Here is a 16,105-nt window from a genome sequence, read left to right as displayed (position 1 = left end):
TCGTGGTTCTTCTTGAGGCCCTCGAAGCATGCACGCGACTCCGAAGAACGTTTCGATGCCGCGTTGGTTCCGCCGCACGCTGATCGTCTTGGCGACGCTCCTGCTGTGCTCCTGCCGCGCCAGCGGCCAGCAGTGCCCGTCCTGCCCGGTCGGGCAGGATTGTCAGCCCGGCGTGGGCGGCGGCGTTTGTCTTTCGGACGGCTGCCCCTGCTGCCAGCCGCGGTGCTTCGCCGGCCCCGGCGACGAGTGGCTCTGCGACGGCGGCGACCAGCAGTTCACCGCCGGCGTGCTGAAGGACGACTCGCTCGTCGGCCTGGAGCAAGAGGACACGGTCGCCATCTACGCCGCGCCCGACGGGCGGAAGCTCGTCGCGCCCAGCACGCGGGTGTGCGTCTACGCGCCGCGCTTCGCCGCAGTGCGACGGGTGGTCCATCCGATGGGCGCGCTGCAGCAGCAGTTCATCGGCCAAGCGGAGGACCGCTTCGGCGTCGCGGAGGCGGACCGCTCGCAGCCGACGGCCGCATCGCTGCAGAACCTCCGCCTGAAGGAGCAAGCCCAGCCCCTTCCGCCCGGGCTCTACAAGGGCCGCCAGCAAGCGGGCGGGATCGTGCGGAGGCTCGCCGCGGCCGACGTGATCGGTCAAGTCGGGCCCTACGCGATGCTGCAGATCATGGCGACCGGCGTGATGCAGATGGACGAGGCGCCCCTCGTCGGCCGCCGCACGCTGGCCGCGATCACCTGGACGGGCGACCAAGAGCTGCAGATCGCCATCGGCGGTCAAGCGGCCGGCTCGCTCTTCTCGCCGAAGCAGCCCGGTCTGCTCTACCACGTCGACGAGCCCAACTCGCCCTACCTGCGGCTGGTGAAGTGCGCCTCGACCGACACGGCCCTGCCGGGCGAAGAGATCGAGTTCACGCTCCGCTACGACAACATCGGCGACACGCCGATCGTCGACCTGGTGATCGTCGACAACCTCACCGCGCGGCTGGAGTACGTCGACGACTCGGCCAACAGCTCGCGCGACGCGGACTTCTCTACCAGCCGCAACGACTACGGCTCGCTCCTGCTGCGGTGGGAGATCGACGGCACGCTCAAGCCGGGCGAGGGCGGCCTGCTGAGCTTCAAGTGCCGCGTCAGATAAGGGATTAACCACGACGAGCACGACGGACACGACGAAGGACTCGTCGTGTCCGTCGTGCTTAACTCTGCTCGCGAACCAACGGGCCGGGTCAAAGGTCCCCAATGCCCGGCGGGCGAGTGTCCGGCGGCGGCCTGGCGCCTACAATCGGGGCCCGCCCTCCCCCGCCCCGCCCAGGCCACCCGCGCCCCCCCATGGCCTACGTCTATTTCGTCGCCGTCTGCCTGTTTTTTGGCTCGAACTTCATCCTGATGGACCGCGCGACGCGGTGGTTCGGGCCGATCGAGGTCGGCTTCGGTCGGGTGGCGAGCGCCGCGGCGTTGCTGGCCGTGCTGTGGGTCACGCTCGACCGGCGCCAGCGGCTGCGGCGCCGCGACTGGGGGGTGGCGGCCGCCGTGGGGCTGATCGCCAACGCGTACCCCTACGCGCTGCAGCCCACGCTGATCTCCAGCGGCATGGGGCACAGCTTCTTCGGCATGACCGTCGCCTTCACGCCGCTGATGACGATCCTGGTCTCGATGCCGATGCTCGGCGTGCGGCCGACCACGCGGCAGCTGGTCGGCGTGGTGCTCGGCTTCGCGTTCGTGATCCTGCTGATGTACGACGGCAAGCTCCGCGGCATCGGCCCCGGGCTGCTCGCGCTCGCGGCGAGCGTGCCGCTGAGCTACTCGGTCGGCAACACGTGGATCCGCCGCAGCCTGAACCACGTCGACCCCACCCCGCTGGCGGTCATGATGCTTCTGGTCTCGAGCACCACGCTCGCCCCGATCGTCGCTAGCCCCACGCTCCAAGGCGGGCTCGGCGTCGAGCCCCCCGCGCCCCGCGAGGGCTTCGCCGTGGCCGTGATGGCGCTGGCGTGGCTCGGCGCCCTGGGGACCGCCTTCTCGATGTGGGCGTTCATCCACATGGTGCAGCAACGCGGCCCGCTGTTCGCCGGCATGGTCACCTACGTGGTGCCGGTCGTCGCGCTCGGGTGGGGAGTGTTCGACGACGAGACGATCACCCCTTGGCAAATCCTGGCGGTCGTCGGCATCCTCTCGATGGTCACGCTGGTCCAGTCGCCCAGCAAGACCGAGACGCCCTCCCCGATAGCGATCCAACCCGCCGCCGGCGCGGAAGACGACCCCGACGAAACCGCCGAAGAGTCCTGGTCCCCCGATCCCGAAGCGCTGCCAGCCGACGCGTAAAGCCCGCGGCCACCTCCCAGTGCCTGCGTACCGCTTCCCACCCACGACTGACGTCGTGGGCTCGCTGCCCCCGACCACCCTCTTCCGGCTTCCCGCTTCCCTTCCCCCCGTCCCTCGTCCCCCGTCCCTCCCCCAATGCCTTCCCACCCGTGGCTCGCCGACCGGACCGACCGGTTCGACTCCTCCGGCATCCGCAAGGTGTTCGACCTGGCGGCCAAGCTCGAGAACCCGATCAACCTGTCGATCGGCCAGCCCGACTTCCCCGCGCCCGACGCGATGAAGCAGGCGGCCGCCGACGCGATCCACGCGGACGCCAACGGCTACAGCCTCACGCAAGGCGCGCCGGCCCTACGCGAGCGGTTGCAGGCCGAGGTCGACAAGCAATGGGGCCACGCGGACCGCAAGCTGCTCATCACCAGCGGCACGAGCGGGGCGCTCAACCTGGCGATGTGGTCGCTGGTCGATCCGGGCGACGAGGTCATCTGCTTCGACCCCTACTTCGTCATGTACCCGACGCTCACCGAGATGGTCGGCGGCGTGCCGGTCGTCATCGACACCTACCCGGACTTCCAGATCGACCCCGAAAGGGTCGAAGCCGCGATCACGCCGCGCACGAAGCTGATCCTGCTCAACAGCCCGGCCAACCCGACCGGCGTGGTCGCCAGCGAGGGGGTCGCCCGCGCGGTGGCCCAGATCGCCCAGCGGCACGGCGTCGCACTGCTGTCCGACGAGATCTACCGCCGGTTCTCCTACGACGCCCCCCTGCCCTGCCCCGCGCGGCACAACGACCAGACGATCGTCGTGGACGGCTTCAGCAAGAGCCACGGCGTCACGGGCTGGCGCCTGGGCTGGGTCCACGGGCCGTCGGCCGTGATCGACAAGATGGCGGCCCTGCAGCAGTACACGTTCGTGTGCGCCCCGCACCCGCTGCAGATCGCGGCGCTGGCCGCGTGGGACGTCGACATCGCGCCGCTGGTGGACGGCTACCGCGAGCGCCGCGACCTGGTCGTCGGCGGCCTGCGCGAGGCGGGCTACACGGTGACGACCCCCGGCGGCGCGTTCTACGCGTTCGTCGAGGCGCCCGGCGGCAGCGGCGCGGAGTTCGTGAAGCGGGCGATCGAGCACGAGCTGCTGGTGATCCCCGGCGGCGTGTTCAGCCGCCGCGACACCCACTTCCGCCTGAGCTTCGCCGCGTCCGAAGCGACACTGCGGCGGGGGCTGGAGGTGTTCGCGAAGCTGGCCTCACCGTAGGTCAGGCGAAGACGGAACGCTAATCGCCGCTAATTCGCGCTAATTGGATTAGAGCGAATCCGCGGCGATTAGCGTCCCCTCGTTCCCCAGCCGCGCAATCCTTCGTGTCCGTCATGGTTCGCTTTTCTCTTGGCCTCCGGTCACGGAGGGGCACTCACGCTAGAATCCCCCGCACGGCCCGCGGGCGGCCGGTCGCCGGCACGGACTCTTGCGTGAGAGGGGCGTTGTGAAGGTTTCGATCATCGGCCTCGGCCGCGTCGGGTCGACGCTGGCTTACACGCTGCTGCTCAAGGAGGTCGCCGAGGAGCTGGTGCTCGTCAACCGCTCGGCCGACCTCGCCGAAGGCGACGCGCTCGACCTGCAGCACGCGCGGCTGTTCGTCGACCACCACGTAGACATCACGGCCGGCGGTGTGGCCGAGACCACCGGGTCCAACGTGCTGGCCATTTGCGCCTCGGCCCCGTGGAAGGACGAGTTCAAGAGCCGCCTCGACGCGGCCGCCGCCAACACGCGCCTTTTCGAGACCCTCATCCCGCCGCTCGCCAAGGCCTCGCCCGACGCGAAGATCCTCGTGGTGAGCAACCCCGTCGACGTGCTCACGTGGCACGCGATCCGCCTGTCCGGCTTCGAGCCGCACCGGGTCATGGGGACCGGCACGCTGGTCGACTCGGCCCGCTTCCGCGAGCTGATCAGCGATCAGGTCGGCATCCACCCGGCCGACATCCGCGCGTACGCGCTCGGCGAGCACGGCGACAGCCAGTTCATGGCCTTCAGCTGCGCCGAGGCAGGCGGCGAGCCGCTCGAGGACCGGCCCGACCGGCGGGCGATGTTCGACGAGGCGGTCCACGCGGGCATCGAGGTGTTCCGCAAGAAGGGCTACACCAACTACGCGATCGCGATGGCCGCCGCCTACGTGATCGAGGCCATCGCCGGCGACGCGCGGCACACGATGCCCCTGTCGGTGCTGATCGACGGCTACCAAGGCGTCAGCGGCGTGTGCCTCAGCGTGCCGGTCGTCGTCGGCCGCAAGGGGATCATCCGCTGGATGAAGCCCGAGCTCAGCGAAGCGGAGGCCGACGCGTTCCGCCGCAGCGCCAGCGTCATCCGCTCGACGATCGTGCAGACGCTCGAGACCTAGAAGCCGGCTGAAACGGCGCCGGCGGGCGGCCGAGGCATGCGGCTCGCCGCAGTGACGCGGCTTTTTTCCCGAGAACAGGAGGATATTTGTCTTGAAACCGGGCCCGGGCAGTTAATCTGAAGCTCGCACTGCTGGCGCCCAAACTGCGCGGCAATGGCGGGACAGAAACGACGGAACAGAGATACCCCTCACGAGCAGGCAGCCTAATGAAGCGGAACCTCCAACGACTCTTCTCGGCGGGCGCCGCTGCGCTCGCGGTGCTCGTAGGCCCGATCGCGCACGCCGCGCCAATCATCTACGAGAACCCGATCTTGATCCCGGACACGACGGGCGCCGACGCGGTTGTCGGCACGGGCCTCGTCACGCCGCGCGGCGTGCTGGACCCGACCGCGTGGGACTTCTGGCTGCTCGTGGGCAACGCCGGCGACCGAGTCGAGGTGTCGGTCGACCGGATCGATTCGGCGCTAGACCCGATCTTCTCGATCTGGGACGCCGTAGAGTTCGACACCAACGCGTTCACGGACATCTTCTCCAATAGCGCGAACGCCACGCTGCTCGCGACCGGCGACGACGAGGTCCCCAACCCCGGCCCCTTTGGCGACCCGCTCGCGACCGTCACCTTCACCGCGCCGGCCCTCTACATCATCGCCGTCGCCGACGTGGGCGACGCCTCGAACGCGAACCCCCCCACTCCCGAGCTGCGCTACCAAATCAACGTCCGCTCGGTCCCGATCCCCGAGCCGGTCGGCGCGGCGCTGGCGGCCCTGGCCGTCGGCGGCCTCGCGATCGTGCGTCGTCGCTGAGCACCGGCGGGAATCCACCCCACCCGCTGTCTGTTCCGACCAAAAACCGCGCCGGGCCCAATCCCGGCGCGGTTTTTTTGTGGCTTGTGGCTTCTGGCCAGTTGTCAGTTGTCAGTAGTAGACCCCCGTCCCCCGTCCCTCGTCCCGCGTCCCTCGTCCCTCGTCCCTCGCCCCTCGTCCCTCGTCCCTCGTCCCTCGTCCCTCGCCCCTCGCCCCTCGCCTTTCATCTCGCAACGGCCGCTCCGGCCGCTTATAACGAACTACCGGCAGCGGGGCCGCGCTCGCCGGGCGCTGCCTCCGCTGCCGCCGTCGGCGTCGCCAGGCGCGGGGCGTGGCCGGGGCTCATCGATCGCGCCGAGCGAGCGGTTGACATGAGCGAGCCCTCTGCGATCGATCCGGCCGCCCTCAGCGGCATCGTCGCCACGCCCGAGCAGCAGATGCAAAAGCTGCTGTCCTTCGTGTCGCGTGAGAAGGCGTCCGACCTGCACCTGAAGACCGGCTACCCGCCGTACGTGCGGATCGGCGGCCGGCTGCGGAAGGTGAACCTGCCGGCGATTCCCGACTCTTCGCACATCAACAAGATGGTCCTGCCGCTGGTGCCGCAGGGCAGGCTGAACGAGTTCGACCAGACGGGGTCGCTCGACTTCTCCACCCAGATCGAGACCGGCGACCGCTTCCGGATCAACATCTACAAGTCGCGCGGCGACACCCACGTGGCCATGCGACGCGTGCAGTCGGACATCGCCGACTTCGACGACCTCAACCTGCCCCCGATCTACAAGAAGCTCATCAGCGAAACCACCGAGGGGCTGGTCCTCGTGTGCGGCGTGACCGGGTCGGGCAAGAGCTCGACCATGGCCGCGATGATCGACTGGATCAAGGACCACCGCGACCTGCACATCATCACGATTGAAGACCCGATCGAGTACCACTTCGCCGGCGGCAAGTCGATCGTGTCGCAGCGCGAGATCGGCATCGACGCACGCAGCTTCCCCGACGCGCTCCGCTCGGTCGTCCGCCAAGACCCCGACTGCATCCTCATCGGCGAGATGCGCGACCGCGAGACCGTGCTCGCCGCGATCCAGGCGGCCGAGACCGGCCACCTCGTGCTCGGCTCGCTGCACTGCGCCGACGTGCCGCTGGCGTTCTCGCGGATCCTCGAGTTCTTCGACCGCTCGGAGCACGCGTTCATCCGCTCGTCGCTCGCCAACAGCCTGCGCGCGATCATGTGCCAGCGGCTCGTGCCCGGCATCGAAGAGGGCTCGCGCTACCCGGCCACCGAGGTGATGCTCGCCAACTCGGTCGTGAAGCGGAAGATCCTCGAAGAGGAAGACGAGGACCTCCACGGCGTGCTGCACAGCTACCGCGACGACGGCATGCGCGACTACACGCTCTCGCTAGTCGAGCTCGTCGAGCACGAGAAGGTCCTCCGCGACGTGGCCATGGACTACGCGCCCAACCGCGAGGCGCTGCGTTCGATGCTCAAGGGGATCGACGCCGCGTCGTCCGGGCGCCGCGGCTGAGGCCGCCTCGGCCGCCTACGGCGCGGCGCTCGGCTCGCCGATCGGCGTGAGCTCCACTTTGCGGAACTCGACCTCGGTCCCCTCCGCCTGCAGCGCGACCTTGCCGCGGGTGGCCGTCGCGTCGTGGCCGTGGTTGACCAGCTCGCCGTTGACCCACACCTTCACCTGGTCGCCCACACACTCGATCGTCATCCGGTTCCACTCGCCCAGCGCGTGCTCGGCGCCGTCGGTCAGGTTCAGGATCCGCCGGTTGCCCTCGACCGTCCCCCACTTGTCGCGCGGCCCGCGGCGGCGCTCCATGTCGGGCGTGGTGATGTCTTCGCCGATGCACCAGAAGTCGCCCGCGTCGCCGCTCTGCATCTGCACCTCGATCGACGCGGGGAACATCCCGTACAGCACCCTCGGCTCCGACATGTGGACCAGCACGCCGCAGTTGCCCCCCGCGCCGGTGAATCGGTACTCGACCACCAGGCGGTAATCCTCGTACGCCGCGTCGGTCACCAGGTGCCCGCCCGGCGTGCCGAGGCTCACGAGCAACCCGTCGCGCACGACGAACGGCTTCCGGCCGTCCGGGTCCTCGTCGAGGGCCGGCGCGTCGATCGACCACCCGCCCAGGTCGCGCCCGTTGAACAGGCGGATGGTCTCACCTTCGGCGAAGGCTTCGGCCGTTGGCAAGAGGCAAGCGACGAGCGCCGCCGCACAGACAATTCGGAACATCGAAACACCGGCTCCCGTGGCGCCAGGCAGGGATGAGGACGCGCGATAGGATCACCCTAAGCCAAGCCGCCGCCGGCCGCCAGCAGCCCTAGCAGCAGCGGACCGCCCACTCCGCTCGCCGGCGCCGGCGAGGACCTGCCGTGGTCTGCCCAGAACCGCGAAGCCAACTCCGCAAGACGCAAACCGGGCGGCGTTGGGGCGAGCCGCGCGGACACGGCTTGGCGTCAGGCGCACGTGGGAGCGGATGGTCCGACTTCGGTGAATTTGCCGGGAAGCCGACCCTATCCGAAGTTCACGTCGTCGGTTGTTTCCAGCTCGCAGAGAACGGCCTATGTCGGTTGGGCCTTACGCGTTTGGTGTGGATTCTTACGGGGGACTATGCCGTCTTTTTTTCGATTTACCGGTGTCGGGTCGGGTCTCTGACGCGCTGGATGCTTCATTGCAAAAAGACAAACTGCCAGCCGGAGCCGACCCACAGACGCGGAACAGGCGACGCCTCTTTCGGGCCAGCGCACGTCGTCACGCCGGCTCCATAGCGGCTATAAGTTCGTCAACGCCGACCGTCGCGAACGTTGAGGCGTAGTCGGACATAGCGTACGGGAGGATCAGCACCCCGTTGTGGACGACGGCTCCACAGCTGTAAACGACGTTCGGGACGTAGCCCTCTCTCTCGTTCTCGTCGGGCGTCACCAGCGGCGCCCGCAGGCGAGCCACGACACGCGTCGGATCGTCGAGGTCGAGCATAAAGGCGCCGATGCAGTACTTCCGCATCGGCCCGACCCCGTGGCTGAGCACCAGCCAACCGGCCTCGGTCTCGATCGGAGACCCACAGTTGCCCACCTGCACGTACTCCCAGGGGAACGTCGGCTTCACCACAACGCGCTCGGCGTGCCAGAAGTAGAGGTTGTCGGAGTCCATCAGGAACAGGTTCTCACCGTCTTGGCGTGAGAGCATCACGTAGCGGCCGTCGATACGCCGGGGGAACAGCGCGAACCCCTTGTTGGCGATCGCCGGTCCGTTCAGGGTGTGCATCCGGAAGCGGTGGAAGTCCACCGTTTCCAGCAGCTGCGGGAGAACGACCCTGCCGTTGTAGGCGCTGTAGGTCGCGTAGTAGCGCACGTCGCCGTCGTCCTCCTGGAAACGAACGAAGCGTGCATCCTCGATGCCGGCGGTTTCTGAGGGGCTGAAAGGGAAGATGAGCCGTTCGGAGAGCTTCGTCTCCGGCAAGTAGGCGATCTCGTAATTCGACTTGGCGAGGGTCGTGATCCCCTCAAAGATGACGGCGAACTCGTGATGCCTCGTACGGTTCTCGCGCATCGTGAGCTGCAGCGCCGTGTTGAGCTGCTCGAGGGAGAACTCTTCTTCGAGCCGGGCCATGACGTGGTTGGTGAAGACGCCGGCAAGCCCGAGCTCGTTGAGCTTCCTGATGAAGAGCGCCTTCTGATACCACGAGTCGGGGACGGCGTCGGGAGGCGTCGCGAAGCGCGTCGGCTTGTCCACCGATATCGTGCACCGCGCGTCGATGACGCCCGAGCGGAAGGTGATCGAGGAGAGGTGGCCCTCGCCGGTGGCCCGCAGGCTGAGCACGAAGCGGCGAGAGCCCTCGGGCAAATCCGACTGGTCGGGGTGCCAGACGATCGACGGGTTGAAGAGCGCCGCCGACTCGACGGCGTACTCTTGGGTGAAGTACGCTCCGATCAGCAGCCGTCGGTTCTCGCTCAACGGGGCGTCGGTAATCAGGTACTCGCGCACCCTCTCGAATCGCGCGAGCAAGAAGTCTCGCGGCCGCTGGTGACGGCCGTGAAACTCCTCCAGAACCTGCGCGATCAGCCGGTCGACTTCTCCCTCGGGCAACGTCGACACCCGGGCGATGATGCGCAGCTTCCGTTCTTCGGGGAACGGTACGAAGGGACGGAGGACGACTCGCTTGCTGTTGGGCGAGAGGACGATACCGGTTCTCTTAATCTGCATGCACGAGCCGTAGGGCCTTGTTGGGGTCATGCGCCGAAGCCAGGGCGGCCTCCTTCGGCGGGGCGCTGATTGCCAGAGAGGTCTCAAGCTGCTCCATCTCGGCGAGCGACATCAGGAACGCGAGCGTCGACTCGGCGCCCTGGTTCTCGTTGACGCGGCCTTCCTGGAGGCCGTCGTGGCAGCCGCCCGTGCTCGAGTCGTAAAGCGGCTGGCCGAGGTCATTGCGACAGAGGAACCAATCGAAGGCGAGATGGGCCTGGTCGATCCAGAAGGGATCGTCTTCGGCGTTGTGCGCCTCGATCGCAGCCGAGACCATGGCGTGGGCTTCGATGGGCTGTTGATCGTACGCGGCCATCGGCTCTCCCCGGCGCGAGAATCCGTTGCAGCCGATAGGGCGGAACCGGCCGTCGGGCGAGAGCTGCTGGGCGGCGAGCCAACGGAGCGAGTGCAGCCCGATCCTCAAGGCCTTCTCGTTGCCGCTCCACCGTCCGCTGAGAATCAGCGCATGGGAGAGCTTGGCGTTAGCGTAAGACGCCACCTCCTCAAACCAGGGCCACTCGTCGGTCGCGGTGCGCTCGTAGAGATCGATCAGCTTATCGGTCAGCGTGTCGCGCATCTGGTCGACGAGCCGGTCGCCGCTCAGCCGGCGGAGATACTCATGGATGCCGATCAACGCCAAGGCCCAGGTCCGCGGTGAGGTGGTCTTCGCGCAGGCCGGCAACGCTTGCTGAAAGAGCTGGACCGCCCACGACTGGAAACTCCTGCGCCGCGACCGCCCGGCGCAAGTCCCCAATGCCCAGAGGGTGCGTCCCTGCGAGTCGTCCGACCCGTCCCGCTCGAGCCACTTGCGATCGAAGCTCATGAAATTCCGGAACCGGCCGAGCTCCGGGTCGAACGCATGGTTCAGGAACGCCGCGTAGCTAGAAGCGACCTGATGCAGCCCCGGCGAGTCGGCGCCCAGCTCTTCGACAAGGACGGTCAGGATCAACGCTCGGGCGTTGTCGTCGGTGCAGTATCCCTCTTGGAAGTTAGGGAGCGAGTAGACCGCGTGCTGGAAAATCCCGGTTGAGTCGGTCATCCGCAGCACGTGGTCCAGGCGCATCTTCGGGTGGGCGAGGGGTTGCTCGTCGAGGGTCTTGATCGCCAGCGGCTTGGGGGCATCGGGCCGGCTCTGTCTTGCCCTGCGGAACGACGCCGAATAGAGGCCCGCAACATTGCTCCAAACCATGTCCCGCCCGAGCAGGTAAGCGCGCTTCCGCATCGCGTGCCGACGGGGTTCGTCGCGCAGCAGGTCGATCGTCGCATCAGCGATAGCGGCCGAGTCGCCGAACGGGACCAGGACACCCCGTCCGTCGGCGAGGAGCTCATCCGCGTGCCAGTAGGGCGTCGAGATGACCGCCTGACCGCATCCAAACGAGTAGGCCAGTGTTCCGGAGACAGCTTGCGCCTCGTTCAGATACGGCGTGATGTAGACGTCCGCGGACCCGATGAAGCTCGTCAGCTCTTCGAGGTCGACAAAACGGTTGTAGAAGACGACGTGCTTCTGGACGCCTAGCTCTTTCGCCATCCGCTCCAGCCCGATCCGATACGACTCCCCCTCGCTACGGAGGAGGCTCGGGTGCGTCGCTCCCAAGACCACGTAAACGAAGTCCGGCGCCGACCGGACGATGTCCGGCAAGGCCTTGATGACGGTCTCGATCCCTTTGTTCGGTGAGAGCAACCCAAACGTCAGACCGACCTGCTTACCGGCTAGGTCGAACTGATCCTTGTAGAAGTTGGGGTCGGCGAAAGGCCGGTCGGGGATGCCGTGGGCGATCAGATCGATCTTCTCTTCGGGGACCTTGTACACGTCACACAGTGTGACGCGGCTGCGTTCGGTCATCACTGTCAAGCGCGCCGACAAGTCGACCAGTTGTTCCATGACGCGGCGGAGCGTCTTGTCGGGCTGCGGCAGCACGGTGTGGAGGGTCGTTACGACGGGGACCCGCAGGTCGCGCAGGAGCGTCAGGATGTGAGCGCCCCCCGACCCGCCGTAGATGCCGAATTCGTGCTGAAGCGACACGACGTCGACGTTGCTGAAGTTCAAGAAGTCGGCGGCGCGGCGGTAGGAGTCCCGATCCTGCTCGGTGATCTGGAACCGCACCTCCGGCGGATACTCGTAGCCCCCGTCGATGTCGTCCACGGGAACGACAATGCACTCGGTCCCGGCGATGCTCGCGACGGCCGTGCTCAGGTCGTGCGTGAAGGTGGCGATGCCGCACTTCCGCGGCGGGTAGTCGCCGACGAAGGCGATCTTTTGAATCTCGGGGCCGGCCACGAGAGGCCTCCTTGAGGTGAGTTGGTGAGCCGTGTCAGTGCAGCGAGGCGAGCAGGGTGGCGCTGGAGAACTCCGCCGAGCCAACCGCTGTGTCCGCTGCGCCGTAGTAGGCAGTGAGGGTCGGCCCGCGGTCGATCAGCCCCGTCGGGAAAACCACGTTCGGCACGAAGCCGCGCCGCTCGTAATCGGCGACCGGCCGCATGATCGGTGCGCCCCCCCGCTTCAGGAGGCGCGCCGGGTCGTCCCGATCGAGCAGGACGGCGCCCGCACAATAGACGCCGACGCCTCCGAGCCCTGGGGAGGCGCCGCAGCCGTGGTAGACCACCAACCACCCTTCGTCCAATTCGACCGGTGGCGCGCCGGCGCCAATCCGGTCGCTCTCCCATTCGGCAAGCCCGCGAAACAGCGGCTCGTGGTCGCCCCAGTGCCGTAGATCAGGAGATCGGGAGAGCCAGATCTCGGGGCGGCAAAACTCGGTCTTTGTCGTCGGACGATGGAGCGCAACGTACCGCCCCTGGACCTTCCGAGGGAACAGGACGACGTCCTTGTTCTCCGGAGGGAAGATGACGCCGTGGCGTTCAAACGTGACGAAGTCGCTGGTCGACGCCAGGCCTGTCGCGGCGCCGTGCCGAGACACCGCAACGTAGGTGATCCAATAACGGCCCTCAATCTCGGTGATGCGGGGATCTTCCAGGCCATACTCCTCACTCGGCGACTCAGGCAGCAGCACGGGGCCCGCCGTCCAGCCGGATGCGTTCTCCTCAGAGCGCCGTAGCACTCTCAGGTGCGAGACGGATGTGAGTCGGACGAGGCGCCCTGGTCTTCGGCGGACCACACGAGGATCGCTCTGGTCGAGGTCGGCTTCGTGCACCCAGTCGACAACCGCCTCGGCGCCCTCCCCGTAACGCGGGAGGGCCACGAAGCCAGGCCGGTTGTCTCGTGACCTTTCCGCAACCCTCACGAGAAGGACGATCTCGCCGTCCACTCGGACCGCGCCGGGATTGAATGCCCCGATCACGTCGAAACGGACGTCGGAGGGCCGCAGGTCCCGGGGACCAAGCAGCCGCTGTGCCGACAAACGCAACGTCATGGACGGAATCGAGCCGCACTATTGAACCAACCCTTCTTCGCGCCCCCCTCCGGTTCGGGTGGGTTCGCTCGAGCTTCCGCGGCGCGGAGTTCCAAGCGTTTCTTGTCGGCCTTCGTGCGGTGGCATTGCGGGTGGATGCCGTCCTTCGAGTAAGAAGCGTGCCCGCAGACGGGGCACTTTTTCTGTATCTGCGACCCCAGGAGAGGCTCGGGCTTCTTCTCGCTCATCGTGGTTACTTCCTTCGGGTGTGCTGCTTCCAGAAAGGGACACTCGACTCGAAGGCGAGGCCCCTATCGACCGGCTCTGCCGATGAGAGTTGCCGGATGCGGTGGCAGCGCCAGGCCCCTCGCGAAGTCGTCGACGCGAAGAATCGCCGCCGAGCCGTCGCAGCCGTAGCGTTGCGAGTACAGGTCGACAAAACGGCCACGGTCGCCACCGATGAAGACCAGATCGTCTTCACTCAGCTTGCCCCAGGTGAGCATGACGCGTTGGCTCACGAACCGCCAATCTTGCTTGATCTGTTCCCAGTTCATCCGGGTTCTCCTATTCCAGCCGATCCGCAAGGGCGGGAAGTCGGCTCGTCTGACGACGGCCAGGGGACTCCCAAGTCCTCGCGGCGTGTGTTCGATCGCCCAACGCCAAAGGCGGAAGGGTGAGCCAATAGCTCGCCGCGTAAGCCCGGCGCCTCTCTGGGAGCTCCGATTCCCAGTCGAACTGCCGGACCGGCGACGCGTAGCTCGGTCACAGCAACGGACTCCCGAACCCGGATGCATTCACCCGCCTTACGGCTCAAAACAAGCATGTTTCCCGTCCTTGGGTTTTCGCGGCGGGCGCAGTCGGCCCATCCGCTAGAGCTGAGTTCTTGGTTCCGAAACCACGACGCCGCCTCACCCGCTTAATCCGCACCTGGACCCTCTGCGCCGCTATCGGCGGCTCCGCGAGATCGAGGAGATCCGTGGCGCCACAACATCATGCGGGGTCCGCCTCGCCTGCCTTAAGGTCGGTCCCTAAACACACCCCGGGGACCGCGGAGAGCAGGCCCCTGAGTTGCCGGCTCGAGACGCCCGGTCCGTAGGCGACTCGGAAACTGCAGTTGCCCGTATCCCGCCCGCACACCATCGGCTCACTCGTTTTGAAAACGAAGGCGGCGCTAAGCGACGCGAGAAGGCTGAGCGCCGTTTCCAACCCATCGACCACGACGAGGCAAGCGTACTCTTCGTCGCGCAGCCGGACGTCGGATTTCAAAGCGGCTTTCGTTTGTCGCCACGCTTCTTGCTTGAGTGTCAGCTTGCGGGCTCACGTTGCGCGACGCCCTTAATCCGCTTGGAGCGATGCGACACCGACTCGAAGGGCATGCCTTCGGCGAGTTCGTAACGCTCGGCACGGACAAACCAGAACGCCAAGCCGCCCGTGTTGTGAGAGGGTTTGCCCGCGGCGGCGGCCGCACGCACCCCCATCGACCCCTTCCGACCCGTCTTCTTCCACCCGCGTCGCTCCATGATGATCCGCACAATCACACCGATTGCCTGGCGGAGCCTTTTTGTCTCGAAGGGATGAACGGTGGCGAAGAAAGCGTCGAGCGCCGGAGACGCCTCGAGTTCTCGGACCACGCCGGCGAGCGGAGCGCGGTCGTGATGCACTTCGGACTCCTCCATCCTTCGCTGGCGGTCGCCATCGCTGAAGAAGGCCAGAACGTCGTCGAGCGGCTGAGCAGGATCGTTCAAGACATCGGAGAAGGTCCTACCCTGCCGATCCTCAGCGAAATCAGCGCGAGAGAGCACAACGGCAGACATCCGAGCGGCCCCTAGCTGAACCGAGTGGCGGCAGGTGCAGATACCGATATTGTATCTGCAAGATGGTGACTTGCAAGCCTCGACTACTCCAGAACTCGGAACTCCCAGCCGCTGCGCTGCTACTGCCTGTGCAGCCCACACGCAGAACGACAGTGCCTAACTGGCCCCAAAACCTGTACCAGCAGCTATGAGAGTACGGATTGGTTGAATCCGACGCCTTCGCGAAGCGGCGCCACGAAGCGTCATCGACACCCGGCGACCGCGCCCGACCCGGCGAAGCGTTCGCCGGACACCCGCTCCAGTCGCCGCGTGCCCCAACGCGTAGGCGCCGCCCGCGTCGACGGCCGCCGTTAGCGAGGCCACACCAAGTCGGGCGTCCTGCCGCGACTCACCCTTGCCGTTGGTCACGGCCGCGGGCCCCACCTCTATCCGGACCCGAGCAGATGCCGATCGACTCCCCGGGTTCGACCTCGTCGCCCGCGTCGGGGACCGCCGTCACTGCGACGCCTGCCACCAACTCACCAGCAAGGACACCAGGCTGATGATGGCCGCTGTCAGGATCAGGTAGTACATGGTCCCGTACTTCAAGTGCAGCGCTCCCAGCGCGCCCATCAGCCGCGACACGTCCTTGCCCTCGGTGCGGACGATCCCCGCGAAGCCCCACGCGGCTTGTCTCGTCCAGACGCCGAACAGCAGCAACAGCAGGCCGCCGATCGCCATGCCGATCGCAGACACCGCCAAGGGCGACGACCAAGAGCCTCCTTCGAGTGCAATCTTGAGGGCGTCCATCTGCTCTGCCGCTATGCCGGCCTTCTCGGCAGCCTCGAGCATCCGATCGGGGTTGCGGCTCATGACTAGCGCGCTCACGCCGTTGACCATCTGCAGCAAGCCGAACAACAGCAGCAGCATGCCGACCATGCTCATCTTCAGGGCCAGGCCGCCGATGGTTCGATTCTGTTCTTCGCTGAATTCGTACTCGGTTGAGGGAGTCTCCGTTTCGGACATCGGTCCAGCCCATTTCGGTGGAGGAAGAGAGATTCGTCACAGCGAGAAAGCCAAGACGCCAGGCGCTTCGTTGGGCGGACGCCTCGGGCTCTTCGAGGCGGACCAACCGGTAGTTTCCCGTCGGGTCCGCACGACAGTGCAGGAGCGCCTGTCGAGAGGACGTCGCGCGGAT

Annotated in this window: 14 protein-coding genes; 6 read left to right on the top strand and 8 right to left on the bottom strand. The window is 66.9% G+C overall.

The window, feature by feature from the left end; genetic code table 11:
• Positions 1-28 precede the first annotated feature (28 nt).
• From RIC11_RS02590 to RIC11_RS02565, 6 genes are all read left to right on the top strand, one after another.
• Positions 29-1,141: a hypothetical protein gene (locus tag RIC11_RS02590; protein WP_350208270.1), complete on the top strand. Its 1,113-nt coding sequence runs from the start codon at positions 29-31 to the stop codon at positions 1,139-1,141.
• A 191-nt stretch (positions 1,142-1,332) separates the two neighbouring features.
• Positions 1,333-2,325, top strand: coding sequence for a DMT family transporter (locus RIC11_RS02585; RefSeq protein WP_350208269.1), 993 nt, complete (start codon positions 1,333-1,335; stop codon positions 2,323-2,325).
• Between the two features lie 135 nt (positions 2,326-2,460).
• Complete coding sequence (locus tag RIC11_RS02580) at positions 2,461-3,576, top strand: pyridoxal phosphate-dependent aminotransferase (RefSeq protein WP_350208268.1); 1,116 nt, start codon at positions 2,461-2,463, stop codon at positions 3,574-3,576.
• 226 nt (positions 3,577-3,802) lie between these two features.
• Positions 3,803-4,714, top strand: a complete 912-nt coding sequence (locus tag RIC11_RS02575) for a malate dehydrogenase (RefSeq protein ID WP_350208267.1) — start codon at positions 3,803-3,805, stop codon at positions 4,712-4,714.
• Between the two features lie 206 nt (positions 4,715-4,920).
• Positions 4,921-5,517: a hypothetical protein gene (locus RIC11_RS02570; protein WP_350208266.1), complete on the top strand. Its 597-nt coding sequence runs from the start codon at positions 4,921-4,923 to the stop codon at positions 5,515-5,517.
• A 371-nt stretch (positions 5,518-5,888) separates the two neighbouring features.
• Complete coding sequence (locus tag RIC11_RS02565) at positions 5,889-7,040, top strand: type IV pilus twitching motility protein PilT (protein WP_350208265.1); 1,152 nt, start codon at positions 5,889-5,891, stop codon at positions 7,038-7,040.
• Between the two features lie 15 nt (positions 7,041-7,055).
• Here RIC11_RS02565 and RIC11_RS02560 read toward each other — a convergent pair whose 3' ends face one another.
• The 8 genes from RIC11_RS02560 to RIC11_RS02525 form a co-directional block, all read right to left on the bottom strand.
• Positions 7,056-7,757, bottom strand: a complete 702-nt coding sequence (locus tag RIC11_RS02560) for a 3-keto-disaccharide hydrolase (RefSeq protein ID WP_350208264.1) — start codon at positions 7,755-7,757, stop codon at positions 7,056-7,058.
• 519 nt (positions 7,758-8,276) lie between these two features.
• Entirely contained in the window at positions 8,277-9,728 is a 1,452-nt protein-coding gene (locus tag RIC11_RS02555) for a glycoside hydrolase family 130 protein (protein WP_350208263.1), read from the bottom strand.
• Positions 9,718-12,045 carry a glycosyltransferase family 4 protein gene (locus RIC11_RS02550; RefSeq protein WP_350208262.1) on the bottom strand — a complete coding sequence of 776 codons (2,328 nt, stop codon included), beginning with the start codon at positions 12,043-12,045 and terminating at the stop codon, positions 9,718-9,720. Before RIC11_RS02550 ends, RIC11_RS02555 begins: the two co-directional genes overlap by 11 nt.
• Before the next feature lie 34 nt (positions 12,046-12,079).
• Entirely contained in the window at positions 12,080-13,135 is a 1,056-nt protein-coding gene (locus tag RIC11_RS02545; RefSeq protein WP_350208261.1) for a glycoside hydrolase family 130 protein, read from the bottom strand.
• 290 nt (positions 13,136-13,425) lie between these two features.
• Positions 13,426-13,668 carry a CsbD family protein gene (locus tag RIC11_RS02540; RefSeq protein WP_350208260.1) on the bottom strand — a complete coding sequence of 81 codons (243 nt, stop codon included), beginning with the start codon at positions 13,666-13,668 and terminating at the stop codon, positions 13,426-13,428.
• Complete coding sequence (locus RIC11_RS02535) at positions 13,665-13,937, bottom strand: carbon storage regulator (RefSeq protein WP_350208259.1); 273 nt, start codon at positions 13,935-13,937, stop codon at positions 13,665-13,667. Before RIC11_RS02535 ends, RIC11_RS02540 begins: the two co-directional genes overlap by 4 nt.
• A gap of 481 nt (positions 13,938-14,418) precedes the next feature.
• Positions 14,419-14,928: a hypothetical protein gene (locus RIC11_RS02530; RefSeq protein ID WP_350208258.1), complete on the bottom strand. Its 510-nt coding sequence runs from the start codon at positions 14,926-14,928 to the stop codon at positions 14,419-14,421.
• 495 nt (positions 14,929-15,423) lie between these two features.
• Positions 15,424-15,933, bottom strand: a complete 510-nt coding sequence (locus tag RIC11_RS02525; protein WP_350208257.1) for a hypothetical protein — start codon at positions 15,931-15,933, stop codon at positions 15,424-15,426.
• Positions 15,934-16,105: the final 172 nt, after the last annotated feature.

The sequence above is a fragment of the Botrimarina sp. genome, assembly GCF_040219535.1.
GTDB lineage: Bacteria > Planctomycetota > Planctomycetia > Pirellulales > Lacipirellulaceae > Botrimarina.
Note: the sequence above shows the minus strand (reverse complement) of the source record. Positions and strands in the feature narration are given on the sequence as shown.